Raw genomic sequence first — 21,830 nt, 5'->3', positions numbered from 1 at the left:
GAGTCGTGGATGGGTATTCTGGGACTTCAGGGGATACGTGGCGGCGTAGGAACAACCTCCATCACTGCGGCGCTGGGCTGGTCATTGCAGATGCTCGGGGAAAACGTTCTGGTCATCGATACCAGTCCTGACAATCAGCTGCGTCTGTTTTTCAACGTGGATTTCGTACACCGGGATGGCTGGGCCAGAGCTATTCTGGACGGACGGGATTGGCAAGATGCCGGTCTGCGCTACACCTCGCAGCTCGATCTGCTGCCATTTGGCCAGTTGACCGCTGAAGAGAGAATGAATCCTGAACAATGGCAGGAAAAACTGGGTGAAATTTGCGCGGGGATATCTGCGCTTAAAGAGAGCCAACGCTATCGCTGGATTTTACTGGATTTGCCTCATGGCTCAGCGCAGCTTACGCGTCAGCTGGTGAATCTGTGCGATCACACTCTGGCAATAGTGAAGGTGGATACGAACAGCCATGTTCGTCTTCATCAGCAGGCGCTGCCGGGAGGATCGCACATCCTGATTAACGATTTGCGTGTGGGTAGCCAATTACAGGACGATCTTTATCAGGTCTGGCTTCAGAGCCAGAAAGGCCTGTTGCCGATGGTCATCCATCGTGACGAATCCGTAGCAGAGTGCATGGCGTCAAAACAGCCGCTGGGCGAATACCGTAGTGATTCACTGGCGGCAGAAGAGGTATTAACGCTGGCGAACTGGTGCCTGCTTCATTACTCAGGTCATAAAACCGTGGTCCGGAGCACATCATGAATATCCTGTCCCGGTGGTTGCTTGTTCCGCCGGTTAGCGCCCGTCTGAGCGAGCGCTATCAGGACTATCGTCGTCATGGCGCATCGCCATTTAGCGCGGCGCTGGGCTGTCTGTGGGTGATTCTGGCGTGGACCTTTATTCCGCTGGAGCATCCCCGCTGGCAGCGTATTCGCGCCGAACGTAAAGCCCTCTATCCGCATATTAACGCCGCCCGTCCGCGTCCGCTGGATCCGGCACGTTACGCCATTCAGACGTTGTGGCTGATAGCGACAACCTCGCGTAAAGAAAATACCGAATCGCGCGGGAAGCGCTTTTCTCGCCTGCACGGAATACGTGGCCGTTACCATCAGTGGATGGAGGATTTGCCAGGGCGTTTCAGCCACAACACGACCCACCTGGATAAACAAAAAGAGCTTGGTCATCTTAGCCTCGGGGCGCGCCGTTTTATCCTCGGTATCATCGTCACCTTCTCACTGATTCTGGCGCTGATTTGTATTACCCAGCCTTTCAATCCACTGTCACAGTTTATCTTCCTGATGCTGTTATGGGGCGTGGCGCTGGTGGTTCGTCGCCTGCCGGGGCGTTTTTCCGCGCTAATGCTGATTGTATTGTCGCTGACGGTATCATGCCGTTATATCTGGTGGCGCTACACCTCCACGCTCAACTGGAACGATCCGGTTAGCCTGGTCTGCGGCCTGGTTCTGCTGTTTGCTGAAACCTACGCGTGGATTGTGCTGGTGCTGGGCTACTTCCAGGTGGTCTGGCCGCTGAACCGTCAGCCGGTCCCTTTGCCGAAGGATATGGCGCTGTGGCCGACGGTGGATATCTTCGTCCCAACGTATAACGAAGATCTTAACGTGGTGAAAAACACCATTTACGCTTCGCTGGGTATCGACTGGCCGAAAGATAAGCTCAATATCTGGATTCTGGATGACGGCGGACGTGAAGAGTTCAGGCAGTTTGCCCGGGACGTCGGGGTTCACTACATCGCCCGAACCACTCACGAGCACGCAAAAGCCGGTAACATCAACAATGCGCTGAAGTACGCCAAAGGTGAATTTGTCTCCATCTTTGACTGTGACCACGTCCCCACGCGCTCATTCCTGCAAATGACGGTGGGCTGGTTCCTCAAAGAGAAACAGCTGGCGATGATGCAGACCCCGCACCACTTCTTCTCACCGGATCCTTTTGAACGCAACCTGGGACGTTTTCGTAAAACGCCGAACGAAGGCACGCTGTTCTACGGTCTGGTGCAGGATGGTAACGACATGTGGGATGCTACTTTCTTCTGTGGTTCTTGTGCCGTGATTCGTCGCAAGCCGCTCGATGAAATTGGCGGCATCGCGGTAGAAACCGTCACCGAAGATGCGCACACTTCGCTGCGCCTGCATCGTCGGGGCTATACCTCCGCCTATATGCGCATTCCACAGGCGGCAGGGCTGGCAACCGAGAGCCTCTCTGCGCATATCGGACAGCGTATTCGCTGGGCGCGGGGAATGGTGCAGATTTTCCGTCTGGATAACCCATTTAAGGGGAAAGGGCTGAAGTTTGCCCAGCGCCTGTGCTACATCAACGCCATGTTCCACTTCCTGTCCGGGATCCCCAGACTGATCTTCCTGACCGCGCCGCTGGCGTTTCTGTTGCTGCATGCTTATATCATCTACGCCCCTGCGCTGATGATTGCGTTGTTTGTTTTGCCGCACATGATTCACGCCAGCCTGACCAACTCGAAGATTCAGGGCAAATATCGACATTCCTTCTGGAGTGAAATCTATGAAACGGTGCTCGCCTGGTACATCGCCCCGCCGACGCTGGTGGCGCTGATTAACCCGCATAAAGGGAAATTCAACGTCACCGCGAAAGGCGGACTGGTGGAAGAGGAGTACGTCGACTGGGTGATCTCGCGCCCCTATATCTACCTGGTTCTGCTTAATCTGCTCGGCGTGGCGGTTGGTATCTGGCGTTATTTCTATGGTCCGGAAAACGAGATGTTCACGGTGACCGTCAGCCTGGTGTGGGTCTTCTACAACCTGATTATTCTTGGCGGCGCGGTGGCGGTGTCGGTGGAAAGTAAACAGGTCAGACGTTCACACCGTGTTGAAATGTCTATGCCCGCGGCGATTGTCCGTGAGGATGGTCATCTGTTCTCGTGCACCGTACATGATTTCTCTGACGGTGGGCTGGGGATCAGGATCAACGGTCAGGCCCGGGTACTGGAAGGGCAGAAAATCAAGTTACTGCTTAAACGCGGCCAACAGGAGTATGTCTTCCCGACGCAGGTGGCGCGAGTGTGGGGTGACGAAGTGGGGCTGCAACTGATGCCGCTTACCACCAAACAGCATATCGATTTTGTGCAGTGTACGTTTGCCCGTGCGGATACATGGGCGCTCTGGCAGGACAGTTTCCCGGAGGATAAACCTCTGGAAAGTCTGCTGGACATTCTGAAGCTGGGCTTCCGCGGCTATCGCCATCTGGCGGAGTTTGCCCCGTCTTTCGTCAAAGTAATTTTCCAGTCTCTGACTTCCCTGGTTTCCTGGATTGTGTCGTTTGTGCCGCGTCGTCCTGAGCGGGAAGACGCGGTGCAGCAGCCGGAACAGGTTATGGCTCAACAATGATGATAACGCGATGAAAAGAAAACTTTCCTGGATTTGTGCAGTGGCAATGGGGATGAGCGCGCTCCCCGCTTTCGTGGCGAATGCAACGCCTGCGACCCAACCGCTGATCAATACTGAGCCAGCCGGGGTACCCGCCGTTGCAGCGCCGGTGGATGAAAATCAGCCTGTAGGACAGGTCATGCCAGGCGTGCCGGGCGCTGATGCGCCGATCGTTGCGCAGCATGGGCCTTCCCGCGACGTGCAGCTGACCTTCGCGCAAATTGCGCCGCCGCCGGGCAGCATGGTGCTGCGCGGGGTGAATCCGAACGGCAGTATTGAGTTTGGTATGCGTAGCGATGAAGTGGTTTCAAAGGCGGTACTGAATCTTGAGTACACCCCATCGCCATCGCTGCTGCCGGTGCAGTCGCAGCTGAAGGTCTATCTCAATGATGAACTGATGGGCGTACTGCCGGTGACGGAAGAACAGTTAGGGAAAAAGACGCTGGCGCAGATGCCGATCAACCCGCTGTTTATCACCGATTTCAACCGCGTTCGTCTGGAGTTTGTCGGACACTATCAACATATTTGTGAGAACCCGGCCAGCAGCACGCTGTGGCTGGACGTGGGGCGCAGTAGCGTGCTCAATCTCACCTACCAGACGCTGGAAGTGCAAAACGATTTGTCACACTTCCCGGTGCCGTTCTTCGATCCGCGTGATACCCGGACAATGACCCTGCCGATGGTTTTTGCCAGCGCGCCGGATCGTGAGCAACAGCAGGCGGCATCTATCGTTTCATCGTGGTTTGGTTCCCGCGCAGTCTGGCGCGGACAGCACTTCCCCGTGCTGTATAACAAACTGCCGGATCGTAACGCGATTGTTTTTGCCACCAACGATAAGCGTCCTGACTTCCTGCGCGATCATCCCGCGGTAAAAGCGCCGACGATCGAAATGATCTCGCACCCGGAAGATCCGTACATAAAACTGCTGGTGGTGTTTGGTCGCGACGATAACGATCTGCTGATGGCGGCGAAGGGCATTGCCCAGGGGAACGTTCTGTTCCGTGGGAGCAGCGTCACCATTGATGACGTCAAACCGTTGGTGGCACGCAAACCGTACGATGCGCCGAACTGGGTGCGCACTGACCGTCCGGTCACTTTTGGTGAGCTGAAAACCTATGAGGAGCAGTTACAGTCCTCCGGGATGGAACCTGCGCCAATCAACCTTTCGCTGAACCTGCCGCCGGATCTCTATCTTCTGCGCAGTACCGGTATTGATATGAATATCAACTACCGTTACACCACGCCGCCGACGAAAGACAGTTCGCGGATGGACATCAGCCTGAACAACCAGTTTCTGCAAGCCTTTAGCCTGAGTTCGAATCAGGAGAGCAATCGCCTGTTGCTGCGTCTGCCGGTGTTGCAGGGCCTACTGGACGATAAAACGGACGTGTCGATTCCGGCGCTGAAGCTCGGCACCACCAACCAGCTGCGCTTTAACTTCGAGTACATGAACCCGATGCCGGGCGGTTCGGTGGATAACTGTGTCACCTTCCAGTCGGTGCCGAATCACGTGGTGATCGGCGACGATTCCACCATTGATTTCTCGAAGTATTATCACTTTCTTGAAATGCCGGATCTGCGCGCCTTCGCGAATGCCGGTTTCCCGTTCAGCCGGATGGCCGACCTGTCGGAAACCATCGCCGTGATGCCGAAAACGCCAAACGAAGCGCAAATGCAAACCCTGCTGGATATGACCGGCATCATTGGCGCGCAAACCGGCTTTCCGGCGTTGAATCTGACCATCGCCGATGACGGCAGTCAGATTCAGGGCAAAGACGCTGACATCATGATAATCGGCGCTATTCCGGACAAGCTGAAGGATGACAAACATATCGATTTACTGGTGCAGGCGACGCAAAGCTGGGTGAGAACGCCCATGCGCCAGGCGGCCTTCCCGAGCATTATGCCGGACGAAATCGATCGCACGCCGAATGCGCAGTCAACGATCAGCTCCTCTGGCGCGATGGCCGCCATTGTTGGCTTCCAGTCACCGTTCAACGACCAACGCAGCGTGATTGCGCTGCTGGCTGACAGTCCGCGTGGTTATGAATTGCTGAATGATGCAATTAATGACAGCGGCAAACGCGCGGTGATGTTTGGTTCTGTCTCTGTCATTCGCGAATCCGGTGTGAACAGCCTGCGCGTGGGGGATGTTTACTACGTCGGACATTTACCGTGGTTTGAACGTCTGTGGTATGCCCTGTCGAATCATCCGGTGCTGCTGGCCGTGCTGGCGGCAATCAGCGTCGTACTGCTGGCCTGGGTACTGTGGCGCCTGCTGCGTATTATCAGCCGCCGTCGTCTTAATCCTGACCGTGAGTAACCGATTATGAATGCGCTACGAAGTGGAATGGTGGTGGTGTTAATGCTGACCGCGCTGAGCGTTCAGGCGGCCTGTAACTGGCCGGCGTGGGATCGGTTTAAAAAGGATTACATCAGCGAAGAGGGGCGGGTTATTGACCCCAGCGACTCGCGTAAAATCACCACTTCGGAAGGGCAGAGTTACGGCATGTTCTTTGCCCTTGCCGCGAACGATCGGGCGGCGTTTGACGCTATCCTCGACTGGACGCAAAACAATCTGGCACAGGGCTCTTTAAAGGAGCATCTGCCCGCCTGGCTGTGGGGACAAAAAGATCCGTCGACCTGGAGCGTGCTGGACAGTAACTCCGCATCCGATGGCGATATCTGGATGGCCTGGTCGCTGCTGGAGGCAGGAAGGCTGTGGAAAGAGCCCCGTTACACCGACATTGGTACAGCGCTCCTTAAACGCATCGCCCGTGAAGAGGTCGTGACGGTGCCTGGTCTGGGTTCGATGTTGCTGCCGGGCAAAGTGGGCTTTGTCGAAGAAAACAGCTGGCGCTTCAACCCCAGCTATCTCCCTCCACAGCTGGCACAGTATTTCACCCGTTTCGGCGCGCCCTGGACGACGTTGCGCGAAACCAACCAACGCCTGCTGATGGAAACGGCCCCGAAAGGATTTTCGCCTGACTGGGTGCGTTATGAAAAAAACAAAGGCTGGCAGCTGAAGCCGGAAAAAACGCTGATCGGTAGCTACGATGCGATTCGTGTCTACCTGTGGGCGGGAATGATGCATGACGGCGACCCGCAGAAAGCGCGATTACTTGGACGACTCAAACCGATGGCCGCCCTGACAACAAAAAATGGTATTCCACCGGAGAAAGTGGACGTCGCCAGCGGAAAAGCTCAGGGCGATGGCCCGCCGGGCTTTTCAGCGGCCTTACTGCCGTTTCTGCAAAATCGTGATGCTACCGCGGTGCAGCGACAGCGCGTGATGGATAACTTTCCTGGCAGCGATGCCTATTACAACTACATGCTAACCCTCTTTGGACAAGGCTGGGATGAGCATCGTTTTCGCTTCACCGTCAAAGGTGAGTTACTACCTGACTGGGGCCAGGAATGCGCAAGTTCACACTAAGTTTACTCAGTTTATCTCTTGGCATTACTGTCATGCCGTTTGCTGAGGCCGCCCCCTCCGCGCAACAGCAACTGCTGGAACAGGTACGGTTGGGGGAAGCGACGCACCGCGAAGATTTAGTGCAGCAGTCGCTTTACCGTCTGGAGCTGATGGATCCGAATAACCCGGATGTCGTTGCCGCCCGTTTTCGCTATCTGCTGCGTCAGGGGGATAATGCCGGAGCGCAGAAACAGCTCGACCGACTGTCGCAGTTAGCCCCGAGTTCCCACGCGTATCAGTCATCGCAAACCACCATGTTGCTCTCGACGCCTGAAGGGGTTGCGGCCCTGCAACAGGCGCGATTGCAGGCCACGACCGGACACGCCGAAGAAGCCGTTGCTGCTTACGATAAGTTGTTTAAAGGCAATCCGCCGAATGGTGACATGGCGCTGGAATACTGGAACACGGTAGCAAAAGTTCCCGCCCGGCGTAACGAAGCGATTACCCAGCTTAAAAAACTCAATGCCAGCAATCCTGGCAATACCGCGCTGCAAAATAATCTGGCGCAGCTGCTGTTTAGCAGCGACCGACGCGATGAAGGTTTTGCGGTCCTGGAACAGATGGCGAAATCCAGTTCCGGGCGTAATACCGCTTCGGACATCTGGTATTCCCAGATAAAAGATCTGCCGGTCAGCGATGCCAGCGTGAAGGCGCTGCAAAAGTACCTGACCCTCTTCAGCGATGGCGATAACGTCACCGCAGCGCGCGGTAAGTTAAACGAGCAGCAGCAACAGCTCGCCGATCCGGTATTACGCGCCCGGGCGCAGGCTCTGGCTGCGGTGGACGCCGGTCAGGGTAATCAGGCCGTTCGTGAACTTCAGCAGGCCGTGAGCGTAAACCACAGCGACAGCGAAGCCGTTGGCGCGCTGGGGCAGGCGTATTCCCAGCGGGGCGATCGTGCCAGCGCCGTGGCGCAGTTTAAAAAAGCGCTGGCAATGGATCCGCAAAGCAGCAGCAGCGATAAATGGCAAAGTCTGTTGACGATGAACAGCTACTGGCTGGCTATTCAGCAGGGTGACGCGGCGCTGGAAACGAACCGTCCTGACCAGGCTGAACGCTTCTATAAACAGGCGAGAAATATCGATAACACCGATAGCTATGCCGTGCTGGGGTTGGGTGATGTGGCGATGGCGCGTCAGGATTATCCTGCGGCTGAACGCTTCTATCAGCAAGCGCTACGGATGGATCGTGACAACAGCAACGCCGTACGCGGTCTGGCAAATATTTATCGTCAGCAGTCACCGGAGAAAGCCTCTGCGTTTATCGCGTCGCTTTCTGCCAGCCAGCGTCGCAGTATCGATGATATCGAACGTAGTCTGGAAAACGACCGTCTGGCACAGCAGGCAGAGACGCTGGAAAACCAGGGTAACTGGGCGCAGGCGGCAGAACTGCATCGCCGTCGTCTGGCGTTGGATCCGGGCAGCGTCTGGATTACGTATCGCCTGTCCCGCGATCTCTGGCAGGCCGGGCAACACCGCCAGGCAGATGCGCAGATGCGCGACCTGGTGCGGCAAAAACCGACCGATCCGGATCAGGTTTATGCCTACGGACTGTACCTTTCCGGCAACGATCAGGACCGGGCGGCGCTGGCGCATATTAACAGCCTGCCGCGCAGCCAGTGGAACGACAATATTCAGGAGCTGGTGGATCGGTTGCAAAGCAACCAGGTACTGGAAACGGCTAACCGTCTGCGTGACGGGGGGAAAGAACGTGACGCAGAAGCGATGCTGCGTCAGCAGCCGCCTTCCACACGAATTGACTTAACGCTGGCAGACTGGGCACAGCAGCGTCGTGACTACGCCGCCGCCCGTGCCGCGTATGAATCCGTCCTGGCTCGTGAACCGGCAAATGTGGATGCCATGCTGGGGCTAACCGAAGTTTCTCTTGCCCAGGGGGATAAACCCGCGGCACGTGCGCAGCTGGCAAAACTGCCCGCCCCGGCGGCGGGAGAAGTGCCGTCAATCAATACCCAGCGCCGGGTGGCGTTGGCGCAAATGCAGCTCGGCGATACCGCTGCGGCACAGCAGACATTTAACACCATAATCCCGCAGGCAAAATCACAACCGCCTTCAATGGAAAGCGCGATGGTGCTGCGCGATGCGGCGAAGTTCCAGGCGCAGGCGGGCGAACCGCAACAGGCACTGGAGACATATAAAGACGCGATGGTCGCCTCCGGCGTGACGCCAACGCGCCCGCAGGATAACGATACGTTCACCCGACTGACCCGGAACGATGAGACAGACGACTGGCTAAAACGCGGTGTGCGCAGCGATGCGGCGGACTTATACCGTCAGCAGGATCTGAACGTCACCCTGGAACATGATTACTGGGGCTCAAGCGGCACCGGTGGATATTCCGATCTGAAAGCGCACACCACCATGCTGCATGTGGATGCGCCGTACTCTGATGGCCGAATGTTCTTCCGTACCGATCTGGTCAATATGAACGTCGGCAGTTTCTCCGCCGACGAGAACGGCAAATGGGACAATAACTGGGGGACCTGCACACTGTATGACTGTAGCGGCAACCGCAGCCAGTCTGGTACCGGCGCGAGCGTGGCGGTTGGCTGGGAAAATGACACCTGGAGCTGGGATGTTGGTACCACGCCGATGGGCTTCAACGTGGTTGATGTGGTCGGCGGCGTGAGCTACAGCGATGATATCGGTCCGCTGGGTTATACGCTGAACGCCCACCGTCGGCCTGTCTCCAGCTCTTTGCTGGCTTTTGGTGGTCAGAAAGACGCGCCGAGCAACACCGGTAAGAAATGGGGCGGCGTGCGGGCAGACGGTGCCGGGATCGGCCTGAGCTATGATCAAGGTGAGGCAAACGGCGTCTGGGCGTCGCTCAGCGGCGATCGGCTCACCGGTAAGAATGTGCAAGACAACTGGCGTGTACGCTGGATGACCGGTTACTACTACAAGATCATCAACGAGAATAACCGTCGCGTCACCGTAGGTCTGAACAATATGATCTGGCACTACGACAAGGACCTGAGTGGTTATTCGCTGGGACAGGGCGGCTATTATAGCCCTCAGGAATATTTGTCGTTTGCCGTGCCGGTGATGTGGCGTCAGCGTACTGAGAACTGGTCATGGGAACTGGGCGGATCGGCTTCCTGGTCACATTCGCGGACAAAGACGATGCCGCGTTATCCATTGTTAAATCTCATTCCGTCGGATTATCGCGAGGCTGCGAGCGAGCAGACCAACGACGGCGGCAGCAGCCAGGGCTTCGGCTATACGGCGCGGGCGTTGATCGAGCGTCGGGTGACGTCGAATTGGTTTGTGGGAACCTCTGTTGATATTCAGGAAGCGAAAGATTACACCCCAAGTCATCTCCTGTTGTACGTGCGTTATTCCGCCGCCGGATGGCAGGGGGATATGGATCTGCCGCCGCAACCGCTGGTACCTTATGCCGACTGGTAAGTTTTCAGATAGCGCTTCTCTTAATTACGCGATGAATGTGTATACTCTGGCGGCTGTCTGGCATTTCCGGGGGAAGCAATTTGCGCGTTAGTCGTTCGTTAACAATTAAGCAGATGGCAATGGTTGCGGCTGTTGTCATGGTGTTCGTTTTTATTTTTTGCACCGTTTTGCTGTTTCATCTGGTGCAGCAGAACCGCTACAACACGGCTACGCAACTGGAAAGCATCGCCCGATCCGTCCGCGAACCTTTGTCGGCGGCAATCCTGAAGGCGGATATCCCCGACGCAGAGGCCATTCTTGCCAGCATTAAGCCCGCAGGCGTGGTCAGCCGCGCCGACGTGGTGCTGCCCAATCAATTCCAGGCGCTGCGGATGAGCTTTATTCCTGAGCGCCCGGTTCCGGTGATGGTAACCCGACTGTTTGAACTGCCGGTGCAAATCTCGTTACCGGTCTATTCCCTTGAACGTCCCGCAAACCCGCAGCCGCTGGCGTATCTGGTGCTACAGGCAGACTCATACCGCATGTATAAGTTTGTGATGAGTACGCTCTCAACGTTAGTGACCATTTACTTACTTTTATCGCTGATGCTGACGGTTGCGATCAGCTGGTGCGTTAACCGCCTGATTTTGCATCCATTGCGTAAAATTGCCCGCGAGTTGAATACTATCCCGCAGCAGGACCTGATTGGTCATCAGCTGGTGCTGCCGCGTCTTCATCAGGATGATGAGATTGGTATGCTGGTGCGAAGTTACAACCTTAACCAGCAGATGGTGCGGCGCTACAGCGAAGAACAGTCGGAAAACGCGATGCGCTTCCCCGTCTCCGATCTGCCGAATAAAACGTTCCTGATGGGGCTGCTGGAGCAGGTGATTGCTCGCCAGAAGACGACCGCGCTGATGATCGTCACTTGTGAAACCTTGCGCGATACCGCAGGTATACTGAAAGAGACGCAGCGGGAGATCCTGCTGCTGACGCTGGTTGAAAAGCTCAAATCGGCGCTGACGCCCAGAATGGTGCTGACCCAGGTGAGCGGATATGACTTTGCCATAATTGCTCACGGAGTCAAAGAGCCGTGGCACGCCATTACGCTAGGTCAGCAAGTACTCACTCTCATTAATGAGCGGTTGCCCATTCAGGGGATTCAACTGCGGCCAAGTTGTAGCATTGGGGTGGCGATGTTTTATGGCGATCTCAGTGCGGAACAATTGTACGGTCGCGCGGTTTCCGCCGCCTTTACCGCTCGTCGTAAAGGGAAAAACCAGATTCAGTTCTTTGATCCTGAGCAGATGGAAGCGGCTCAACGGCGGCTGACGGAAGAGAGCGACATCCTCACTGCCCTGGACAATCACCGCTTTGCTCTCTGGCTGCAACCGCAGGTGGATATGGTGAGTGGGAAAGTTCTCAGCGCGGAAGCGTTACTGCGTATGCAGCAGCCGGACGGCAGCTGGGAACTGCCGGAAGGACTGATCGAACGCATTGAATCCTGTGGCCTGATGGTGAACGTCGGGCATTGGGTGCTGGAAGAGTCCTGCCGCCAGCTCTCGGCCTGGCAGGAGCGCGGCATTATGCTGCCGCTGTCGGTGAACCTCTCTGCGCTCCAGCTGATGCATCCCAGTATGGTGTCGGACATGCTGGGGTTATTACACCGTTATCGCATTAAGCCTGGAACGTTGATTCTGGAAGTCACCGAAAGCCGACGGATTGACGATCCGCACGCCGCCGTGGCGATTTTACGCCCGTTACGTAACGCTGGCGTGCGTATTGCGCTGGATGATTTTGGTATGGGCTACTCGGGATTACGCCAGCTACAGCATATGAAATCGCTACCGGTGGACGTACTCAAAATCGACAAAATGTTTGTGGAAGGTCTGCCGGAAGACAACAGTATGATTTCAGCCATCGTCATGCTGGCGCGCAGCCTTAATTTGCAAATGATTGCTGAAGGGGTCGAGACGGAAGCGCAGCGTAAATGGCTGGAGCACGCTGAGGTTGAAATTGCTCAGGGCTTCCTTTTTGGCCGCGCGGTACCCTCCGATATGTTTGAGGAATGTTATCTGACCACGGCCTGACCTGAGGCTGGCCGGGTTGCCACTTTGAACCCGGTTGTGCTCGGATAAAACGTATCAAGTTATGCACATGTTTTGGCGCGATCCGAAGGGAAAGTGAAGCGAATCATTCTCATATACTTGCGGATTCGCGCCGGTTATTCCGCGCTGTCCGTTTTCAAACGGGTTGCAACAATGTGCGCCTGAAGGCAAAGCTCCAGTTAAAATAGTTATAAAAGGGCGCGCTTGTGCGAGTCAGCTCAAACTTTTTAACATTTTTGTTTCAATTATGATCCTGGTGCATTTCTGTCATGTTGTCTGGGTGTTATTTTAAGGCCGCAGGTTACATAAAACCTTACAAGACCTGTGGTTTTTACTTCAAGGACACCCTATGAAAACCTCTCTGTTCAAAAGCCTTTACTTTCAGGTCCTGACAGCAATTGCCATTGGTATTCTCCTTGGCCATTACTACCCTGAATTAGGCGCACAAATGAAACCGCTTGGCGACGCGTTCGTTAAGCTGATTAAGATGGTCATCGCCCCTGTCATCTTCTGTACTGTCGTGACCGGCATTGCAGGCATGGAAAGTATGAAAGCGGTAGGTCGCACGGGTGCGGTCGCGCTGCTTTATTTTGAAATTGTCAGTACGATTGCGCTGATCATTGGTCTCATCATCGTTAACGTGGTGCAACCGGGAGCCGGGATGAACGTCGATCCCGCAACGCTGGATGCAAAAGCGGTGGCGATCTACGCCGAACAGGCAAAAGACCAGGGGATCGTGGGCTTTCTGATGGATATCATCCCCGGCAGCGTCATTGGCGCATTTGCCAGCGGTAATATCCTGCAGGTTCTGCTGTTTGCCGTAATGTTTGGGTTTGCTCTGCATCGTCTGGGTAGCAAAGGCCAGCTGATCTTTAATGTCATCGAGAGCTTCTCTCAGGTTATTTTTGGCATCATCAACATGATCATGCGTCTGGCGCCAATCGGTGCGTTCGGCGCAATGGCGTTCACTATCGGTAAATACGGTGTGGGGACGCTGGTGCAGCTGGGGCAGTTGATTATCTGCTTCTACATCACCTGTATCGTGTTTGTGGTGGTGGTGCTTGGCTCTATCGCTCGCGTCACCGGCTTTAGCATCTTCAAGTTCATTCGCTATATTCGTGAAGAACTGCTGATTGTGCTGGGCACGTCCTCTTCCGAGTCTGCGCTGCCGCGTATGCTCGACAAAATGGAGAAGCTGGGTTGCCGGAAATCGGTTGTCGGGCTGGTGATCCCAACCGGATACTCGTTCAACCTTGATGGAACCTCCATTTATCTGACGATGGCGGCGGTATTTATCGCTCAGGCCACGAACAGCCATATGGATATCTTCCATCAGATAACGTTGCTGGTGGTGCTGCTGCTCTCCTCGAAAGGGGCCGCAGGGGTTACCGGAAGCGGCTTTATCGTGCTGGCGGCGACTATCTCCGCGGTGGGACATCTGCCGGTGGCGGGTCTGGCGTTAATCCTCGGTATTGACCGCTTTATGTCTGAGGCCCGTGCGCTGACCAACCTGGTCGGTAACGGCGTGGCGACGGTGGTTGTGGCTAAATGGGTTAAAGAACTGGACCACAAAAAGCTCGACGATGTGCTGAATAATCGTGCGTCGGATGGCAAAACGAACGAAATATCCTCTTAATTTCGACACTTATGCCCGTAGTCCCTTGTGGGGCTGCGGGCTCCTGCGCATAATTGACCCCTGTACCCGAATCACTTCGGGATTATTTCACTTCCTCCGTGACATTTTCATGTTCTTGTGGTCTATACACAAAATCGTTCATGATGCATCGGAGCGGCGGCCTGTCAGGGCGAGTTTCATGGATGAGATGAGTCATTCAGCAGCCAGCAAAGAGGCAGCTTGAAGGATGACGGGTATCACGCGAAGTGTTTTTAACGTCATATTCAGACAGGCCTTTCACAGGGTTGTCTTTTTATTACCAGGATTGTTGATCAGGGGTTCACATGCAGGGCACAAAAATTCGACTCTTAGCGGGCGGTTTGCTGATGATGGCCACCGCTGGCTATGTGCAGGCGGATGCGCTCCAGCCTGACCCGGCATGGCAACAGGGGACGCTGGCAAATGGTTTACAGTGGCAGGTTTTAGCCACCCCGCAGCGTCCCAGCGACCGTATTGAGGTCCGCCTGCTGGTAAATACCGGTTCGCTCGCCGAGAGCACGCAACAGAGCGGTTTCAGCCATGCGATCCCACGCATCGCGCTGACCCAGAGCGGCGGCCTTGAGGCCCCGCAAGCCCGTTCACTCTGGCAGCAGGGGGTCGACCCAAAACGTCCCATGCCGCCCGTTATCGTTTCTTATGATTCCACCCAGTACAATCTCAGCCTGCCAAACAGCCGTAACGACCTGCTCAAAGAGTCGCTCTCATATCTGGCCAATACGATGGGTAAGCTGACCATTACCCCAGAAACCGTCAACCACGCGTTGGGCAGTGAAGATATGGTCGCCACGCTGCCGGTGGATACTAAAGAGGGCTGGTGGCGCTATCGTCTGAAAGGCTCCGCGCTGTTGGGGCACGATCCCGCTGAACCGCTGAAACATCCGGTAGATGCGGCGAAAATTCATGATTTCTATCAGAAATGGTACACCCCGGATGCGATGACGCTGATTATCGTCGGCAACGTTGATGCCCGGTCAGTCGCCGATCAGATCAACAAAACTTTCGGGGAGCTGAAAGGCAAACGTGAAACGCCTGCGCCGGTGCCAACGCTCTCTCCGCTGCGTGCTGAAGCGGTGAGTATTATGACCGACATGGCGCGCCAGGACCGGCTCTCCATCATGTGGGATACGCCGTGGCAGCCGATTCGCGAATCTGCTGCGCTGTTACGCTACTGGCGAGCGGATTTAGCCCGCGAGGCGCTGTTCTGGCATATCCAGCAGGAGCTGAGTAAAAATAACGCCAAAGATATCGGCCTCGGCTTCGACTGCCGGGTGCTGTTTCTGCGCGCCCAGTGCGCGATCAATATTGATTCACCTAACGATAAGCTGAATGCGAACCTGAGTACGGTGGCGCGTGAGCTGGCGAAAGTCCGCGATAAAGGCCTGTCGGAAGAGGAATTTAACGCGCTGGTGGCGCAAAAAGATCTGGAGTTGCAGAAGCTGTTTGCGACCTACGCTCGTACGGACACCGATATTCTGATTAGCCAGCGTTTACGCTCGTTGCAGAATCAGGTTGTGGATATTGCGCCGGAGCAGTATCAGAAGCTGCGTCAGGATTTCCTTAGCAGTCTGACCGTTGAGATGCTGAATCAGGATTTGCGTCAGCAGTTATCGCACGACATGGCGCTGATTCTGCTACAGCCGAAAGGGGAGCCGGAATTTAACATGAAGGATCTGCAGGCCACGTGGGATCAAATCATGGCGCCGGTTACCGCCGCGGCAACGACTACCGATACGGATGATGTGCATCCGGAAGTGACGGATATCCCGGCAGCACAGTAGATGCAGGCCTGATAAGCGTAGCGCCATCAGGCCCGGCATTCTCGCCGGATGGCGGCGTCACCGCCTTATCCGGCCTGCTGTTGTCCAGATTAGTGCGGCATGGCATCGCGTGGGATAATGGCCCCGCGATGCTGAATAACCGTGCTGGCTGTCAGGTGACCGCGTCTGGCGGCATCGGCAGCGTTACCCTTCATTAAGCGAATAGCCAGATAGCCTGCGCTGAACGAGTCACCCGCTGCGGTGGTGTCGATCACTTTCTCTTTCGGCAGTTTCACCGCCGGTACGTCGATGAGTTCTTCGCCCTGAATGGAGACCAGGCAGGAGTCCGAACCGCGTTTCACCACCACTTCCTCCACGCCTGCCGCATGAGTGCGGGCAATGACTTCCGCAACCGGTTTTTCGCCCCACAGTGCGTCTTCATCATCCAGCGTCAGGAAAGCGATATCGGTGCACTGTAGCATCTGCTGATACACCTGCTGAGTTTCTTCTTTACTGGCCCACAGGCGCGGTCGGTAGTTGTTGTCGAAAATGACTTTTCCACCGTTAGCCCTGCATTCGCGCAGCAGAGACAGCAGTTTTTCACGGCTGGTTGGGCTTAAAATCGCCAGGCTGATCCCGCTCAGATACAGATAATCGAAAGTCGCCAGTTCTTCGCAAATGGCTGCAGACTGCTCGCTCTCCAGCCAGAATTTTGCGGCAGCCTCATTACGCCAGTAATAGAAGGTACGTTCGCCTGTGCTGTCGGTTTCGATGTAATAGAGACCCGGCAGACGGTTCTCCATACGCTGTATCAGATAGGTGTCGACGTTTTCGCCCTGCCATGAATCCAGCATCTGCTGGCTGAAACTGTCCGTGCCAAGCGCCGTGACGTAGTGAACGGATAACGCCGCAGAATCAACCTGGCGGGCGATATAAACGGAAGTATTCAGTGTGTCGCCACCGAATCCGCGCTGAACGTCAGCGCCTTTCTGTGACAGCTCAATCATGCATTCGCCAATCACGGCAATCTTTTTGGACATAGTCGTGAACCTGCTCAGATAAAAAAATTAGCGTTAGTGTGCGCTGTGGGTGTTTAGTGGTCAACTATATTAAAACATCGTTCCATTAATTTTTTGAGCCAGCACGCGTTCTGTGCTGATTTTTGCCGCAGTGTTTACGATTTTGCGCGTGGACGGATATAAAGTTCTCCGCACCAGCGCCGATAACCTCTGACGAGTCCGGGCGGCTACGCTCTCAGAGCCTGGACCATCAGGCTATTTTGCTTGCCATTATGAACCCGGGCAGTGCCCGTACAAAACCCGGCGTCTGCGGCATCCCGAAGGGTGAGCGTAGCGAATAATCCTCACGAACGACGTGTACGCTCCGGTGGCTACGCGCTGTCCGTACTGCCTGCGCCAGTTATGCCTGGTGGGCCAGGCGCTTAATCACAGGACATCTGAGATGATAAAGCCGGTTATCCAGCATCCAGGCAATCCCGATGCAAGTATTGAGAACTTGCAGGCGCGACGCTTTTGGTTGCAGTGTGAGCGTGCTTACACTCATCAACCCATTTACCAGACAAATGGTCGATTAATGGCCGTCGAACTGCTGACGGTGGTGACGCATCCTGATAACCCTTCCCGACGCATTGCCCCGGACCGCTATTTCGCCGAAGTCGCGGTGCGCCACCGTGTGAATGTGGTAAAAGAGCAACTGCAACTGCTGGAACAGAAAGCGGCGTTTTTTTGTCACCACAATCTGTTAGCGTCGGTGAATGTGGATGCTCCGACGCTGATTGCCATTCGCCAGCAGCCGGCGCTCCTGAAAATGATCGAACGTCTGCCCTGGCTGCGTTTTGAACTGGTCGAACATATTCGTCTGCCCAAAGAGTCCTCTTTTGCGTCGATGTGTGAATTCGGCCCGCTGTGGCTGGATGATTTTGGTACCGGAATGGCCAACTTTTCGGCGCTCAGCGAAGTCCGGTATGACTATATCAAGGTGGCGCGCGATCTGTTTGTGATGCTCCGACAGACGCCGGAAGGACGCACACTCTTCACCACGCTGTTGCAGTTAATGAACCGCTACTGCCGCGGTATCATTGTGGAAGGTGTGGAAACGCTGGAAGAGTGGCGCGATGTGCAAAATTCTCCCGCTTTTGCGGCGCAAGGCTATTTTTTGTCACGTCCGCTCCCTGTTGAAACCCTCGAAGAAGCGGTTTTGACTCTGTAAAACCGTATTTCCGTCTGACTGAACTATCCTTTAAGACAGGCAAAGGAAGACGTGAGGATGCAGAGTATGACCAGAGCAGGCAAAATAACCGCTGTTGTTTCAGGGACTTTCTTGTTGTTGATTGTGGTACTGGTTGTCCTGATTGCGACATTTGACTGGAACCGCCTCAAACCGACCATCAACCAGAAAGTCTCAACTGAGCTTAACCGGCCGTTCGCTATCCGTGGGGATCTCGGCGTGGTCTGGGAGCGTCAGAAGCAGGAAACCGGCTGGCGCAGTTGGGTTCCCTGGCCGCACGTTCACGCTGAAGACATCATCCTCGGCAATCCGCCGGATATCCCTGACGTCACCATGATCCATCTGCCCCGCGTCGAGGCCACGCTGGCACCGCTGGCGCTTCTCACTAAAACCGTCTGGTTACCGTGGATCAAGCTGGTGAAGCCTGATGCGCGGCTGATTAGACTGTCGGAAAAAAAGAATAACTGGACCTTTAATCTTGCGAGCGAGAAGGACAAAGATCCCAACGCGAAGCCATCGGACTGGTCGTTCCGGTTGGATAATATCCTCTTTGATCAGGGGCGAATCGCGATTGATGACAAGGTCAGCAAAGCGGATATTGAGATCCTGGTCGATCCGCTGGGTAAACCGCTACCGTTTAGCGAAGTCACGGGATCGAAGGGAAAAGACGATAAGGCCAACGTTGAAGACTATGTTTTTGGTCTGAAGGCAAAAGGTCGCTACAACGATGAGCCGCTCTCCGGTACTGGTAAAATGGGGGGGATGCTGGCGCTGCGTAGTGAAGGCGCGCCGTTCCCGGTGCAGGCGGATTTTCGCTCCGGCAACACCCGCGTGGCGTTCGCGGGTGTCGTGAACGATCCGATGAAAATGGGCGGTGTCGATCTCCAGCTCAAATTCTCCGGCGATTCGCTGGGCGAACTGTATGACCTGACCGGCGTACTGCTGCCGGATACGCCGCCATTTGAAACCGACGGTCGGCTGGTGGCGAAAATCGAACCGCAAAAATCGTCAGTCTTTGATTACCGCGGATTCAACGGGCGGATTGGCGACAGCGATATTCATGGTTCTCTGACCTATACCACAGGCAAACCACGGCCGAAACTTGAGGGCGACGTGGAGTCGCGACAGCTGCGGCTGGCGGATTTGGGACCGCTGATTGGCGTGGATTCAGGTAAAGGCGCGGAGAAGGCAAAGCGTTCTGAACAGAAGAAAGGCGAGAAGAGCGTTCAGCCTGCGGATAAAGTATTGCCTTACGATCGCTTTGAAACCGGCAAATGGGACGTGATGGACGCCGACGTGCGCTTCAAAGGCCGCCGGATTGAGCATGGCAGCAGCCTGCCAATCAGCGATCTCTCCACCCACATCACCCTGAAAAATGCTGATTTGCGCCTGCAACCGCTGAAGTTTGGTCTGGCAGGGGGCAGCATCGTCTCTGACATCCATCTGGAAGGAAACAAAAAGCCCATGCAGGGACGGGCGGATATTCAGGCTCGCCACCTGAAGCTCAAAGAGCTGATGCCGAATGTCGAACTGATGCAGAAAACGCTGGGTGAAATGAGCGGCGACGCTGAGTTTCGCGGAACGGGCAATTCGGTGGCGGCGCTATTGGGCAGCAGCAACGGCAACCTGAAACTGCTGATGAATGACGGACTGGTTAGCCGTAATCTGATGGAGATTGTCGGCCTGAACGTGGGCAATTACATCGTCGGGCAGATCTTTGGTGATGATGAGGTTCGGGTAAACTGTGCCGCCGCGAATCTGGATATCGTCAACGGCGTGGCGCGTCCACAAATATTCGCTTTTGATACCGAAAACGCGCTGATTAACGTCACGGGGACAGCAAGCTTTGCTTCTGAACGGCTCGATTTAACGATCGACCCGGAGAGTAGGGGGATCCGTATTATCACCCTGCGCTCGCCGCTGTACGTGCGTGGGACGTTTAAGAATCCCCAGGCGGGTGTGAAAGCCGGGCCGCTGATTGCGCGTGGGGCAGTGGCTGCCGCGCTGGCGACGTTAGTCACGCCCGCCGCCGCGCTGCTGGCGCTGATTTCGCCGTCAGAGGGTGACGCTAATCAGTGCCGGACGATTCTCTCGCAGATGAAGAAGTGATCGCTTTTGCCGGACAGGGCTGTGAACTGCGCTTATCCGGCCTGTTATGACATACCCCAGGCTGGATAAGGGCGCCATGCGCCGCCATCCGGCAAATAGCATCACAACGACTGGTGACGCGTTTCGTGAGTTAACAACAGCGCAATCAGCGTCAGTGTTGCCATTGACGCCAGGTAGATCCCTACCGCAGGCAGACCGTAGTTTCCCTGTAGCCAGGCGGCAATATAAGGGGCGACGGAAGCGCCGAGAATTGACGAAACGTTATACGAGAATGAGGCGCCCGTATAGCGTACTTCCGTCGGGAACAGCTCTGGCAGCAGCGCGCCCATAGGGCCAAAGGTCAGTCCCATCAGGCTCAGACCCAGCAGCAGGAAGGCAAATACCAGCACCGGATTGCCGGAGCCGAGCAGCGGTTTGAAAGCGAACAGGGCAAACAGAATAATCAGGATGGTGATGATGACCATGCTTTTGCGACGACCGAAAGCATCAGCCAGCAAACCGGCGACCGGTACCATCACACCGAAACCAATTACCGCCATCATCAGCATCCACAATACTTCATTACGCGGCAGACCCAGCCCGACGGGGGCGGCTGCGGTACTGAAGGTCATTGAGTAGACGGTCATGATATAAAACAGCGTGTAGGTCGCCAGCATGATAAAGGTGCCGAGGATCGTGACGCGCACATGTTTTGTCAGCAGGGTTCCCAGCGGGATTTTCACCTGCTTTTTCGCGGCGGCAACTTTGGCGAATACCGGCGTTTCGTGCAGAGAGACACGCACGTACAGACCGATAATCACCAGTACCGCAGAGAAAATAAATGGCACGCGCCATCCCCAGGTCATGAACTGTTCGTCGGTCAGCAGCCAGGAGAGCAGCAGAAACGTGCCGTTGGCAAAGAAGAAGCCAATCGGCGCGCCCAATTGTGGGAATGAACCATACAGCGCACGTTTACGCGGTGGCGCATTTTCGGTAGCCAGCAGCGCCGCGCCGCCCCACTCACCGCCAAGCCCCAGGCCCTGACCAAAACGTGCCAGCGCCAGCAGCAGGGGGGCGAAGATGCCAATGGTGGCGTAACCCGGCAGCAGACCAATAATGACCGTGGAGATCCCCATTGTGAGCAAAGAAGCAACCAGCGTCACTTTACGTCCCACGCGATCGCCAAAATGACCGAATAGCGCGGAGCCAATCGGGCGGGCGACAAAGGCGATGGCAAAGGTGGCGAGCGACTGTAGCGTGGCAGCGGCAGGATCACCTTGCGGGAAGAAAATATGTGGAAACACGATAACTGCGGCTGTCGCATAAATGTAGAAGTCGAAAAACTCAATGGCGGTACCAATGAGCGAGGCGACGAGGACTTTATTGCGGGAGTTTACCGGAGCGTGTTCCTGTTCGTTGTCGAGTGTGGTGGCGGTTGCTTGCATAATCATTTCTTATTTTTGGCGAACGAACGACCATATTACGCACAGCAAAAGTGATATTTCAATGTGTAACAAAGTGGGGCGGTGGGCAAAAAATGGGCAAAAAGGGGATAATTTTTAGGCCTGCAATTTCACTTCCATGAAATGCTTCACATAATTTAAAGGTTAGTGGATAACACTGGTTTTTGGTTAAATTAAAGTTACCAACTGGATTTATA

At 55.4% G+C, this 21,830-nt stretch carries 12 protein-coding genes; 10 read left to right on the top strand and 2 right to left on the bottom strand.

The genetic code is table 11. The annotated features are described in order from the left end of the window. Positions 1-9: 9 nt before the first annotated feature. From bcsQ to C3432_RS21050, 8 genes are all read left to right on the top strand, one after another. Positions 10-762 carry a cellulose biosynthesis protein BcsQ gene (gene bcsQ / locus C3432_RS21095; protein WP_103778569.1) on the top strand — a complete coding sequence of 251 codons (753 nt, stop codon included), beginning with the start codon at positions 10-12 and terminating at the stop codon, positions 760-762. After that, complete coding sequence (gene bcsA, locus C3432_RS21090; protein WP_103778567.1) at positions 759-3,377, top strand: UDP-forming cellulose synthase catalytic subunit; 2,619 nt, start codon at positions 759-761, stop codon at positions 3,375-3,377. Before bcsQ ends, bcsA begins: the two co-directional genes overlap by 4 nt. A 10-nt stretch (positions 3,378-3,387) precedes the next feature. Next, positions 3,388-5,739: a cellulose biosynthesis cyclic di-GMP-binding regulatory protein BcsB gene (gene bcsB, locus C3432_RS21085; protein WP_103778565.1), complete on the top strand. Its 2,352-nt coding sequence runs from the start codon at positions 3,388-3,390 to the stop codon at positions 5,737-5,739. A gap of 6 nt (positions 5,740-5,745) precedes the next feature. Beyond that, entirely contained in the window at positions 5,746-6,852 is a 1,107-nt protein-coding gene (bcsZ, locus tag C3432_RS21080; protein ID WP_103778563.1) for a cellulose synthase complex periplasmic endoglucanase BcsZ, read from the top strand. Then, the gene (gene bcsC / locus C3432_RS21075) at positions 6,834-10,316 is read left to right on the top strand and encodes a cellulose synthase complex outer membrane protein BcsC (RefSeq protein WP_103778561.1); all 3,483 of its coding nucleotides are present in this window, start codon (positions 6,834-6,836) and stop codon (positions 10,314-10,316) included. The genes bcsZ and bcsC overlap by 19 nt, the downstream gene beginning before the upstream one ends. 80 nt (positions 10,317-10,396) lie before the next feature. Next, on the top strand, positions 10,397-12,385 hold the full coding sequence (gene hmsP, locus C3432_RS21070; RefSeq protein ID WP_103778559.1) for a biofilm formation regulator HmsP: 1,989 nt from the start codon (positions 10,397-10,399) through the stop codon (positions 12,383-12,385). Positions 12,386-12,752: 367 nt separating this feature from the next. Beyond that, positions 12,753-14,039: a C4-dicarboxylate transporter DctC gene (dctA, locus tag C3432_RS21060; RefSeq protein ID WP_103778557.1), complete on the top strand. Its 1,287-nt coding sequence runs from the start codon at positions 12,753-12,755 to the stop codon at positions 14,037-14,039. Positions 14,040-14,362: 323 nt separating this feature from the next. Beyond that, entirely contained in the window at positions 14,363-15,856 is a 1,494-nt protein-coding gene (locus C3432_RS21050) for a M16 family metallopeptidase (protein ID WP_103778555.1), read from the top strand. An 89-nt stretch (positions 15,857-15,945) separates the two neighbouring features. Here C3432_RS21050 and C3432_RS21045 read toward each other — a convergent pair whose 3' ends face one another. Further along, positions 15,946-16,875 carry a sugar kinase gene (locus C3432_RS21045; RefSeq protein ID WP_103778553.1) on the bottom strand — a complete coding sequence of 310 codons (930 nt, stop codon included), beginning with the start codon at positions 16,873-16,875 and terminating at the stop codon, positions 15,946-15,948. Between the two features lie 421 nt (positions 16,876-17,296). On the opposite strand from C3432_RS21045, the gene pdeH reads away from it, so the two are divergent. After that, positions 17,297-18,064 carry a cyclic-guanylate-specific phosphodiesterase gene (gene pdeH / locus C3432_RS21040; RefSeq protein WP_103778551.1) on the top strand — a complete coding sequence of 256 codons (768 nt, stop codon included), beginning with the start codon at positions 17,297-17,299 and terminating at the stop codon, positions 18,062-18,064. Between the two features lie 66 nt (positions 18,065-18,130). Continuing rightward, positions 18,131-20,191 carry an AsmA family protein gene (locus tag C3432_RS21035; protein WP_103779102.1) on the top strand — a complete coding sequence of 687 codons (2,061 nt, stop codon included), beginning with the start codon at positions 18,131-18,133 and terminating at the stop codon, positions 20,189-20,191. Positions 20,192-20,292: 101 nt separating this feature from the next. Here C3432_RS21035 and C3432_RS21030 read toward each other — a convergent pair whose 3' ends face one another. Next, entirely contained in the window at positions 20,293-21,615 is a 1,323-nt protein-coding gene (locus tag C3432_RS21030; protein ID WP_103778549.1) for an MFS transporter, read from the bottom strand. Positions 21,616-21,830: the final 215 nt, after the last annotated feature.

Source organism: Citrobacter amalonaticus (assembly GCF_002918555.1).
Taxonomy (GTDB): domain Bacteria; phylum Pseudomonadota; class Gammaproteobacteria; order Enterobacterales; family Enterobacteriaceae; genus Citrobacter_C; species Citrobacter_C amalonaticus_A.
The sequence above is the reverse complement of the archived record's forward strand: the minus strand, read 5'-3'. Positions and strand labels throughout refer to the sequence as shown.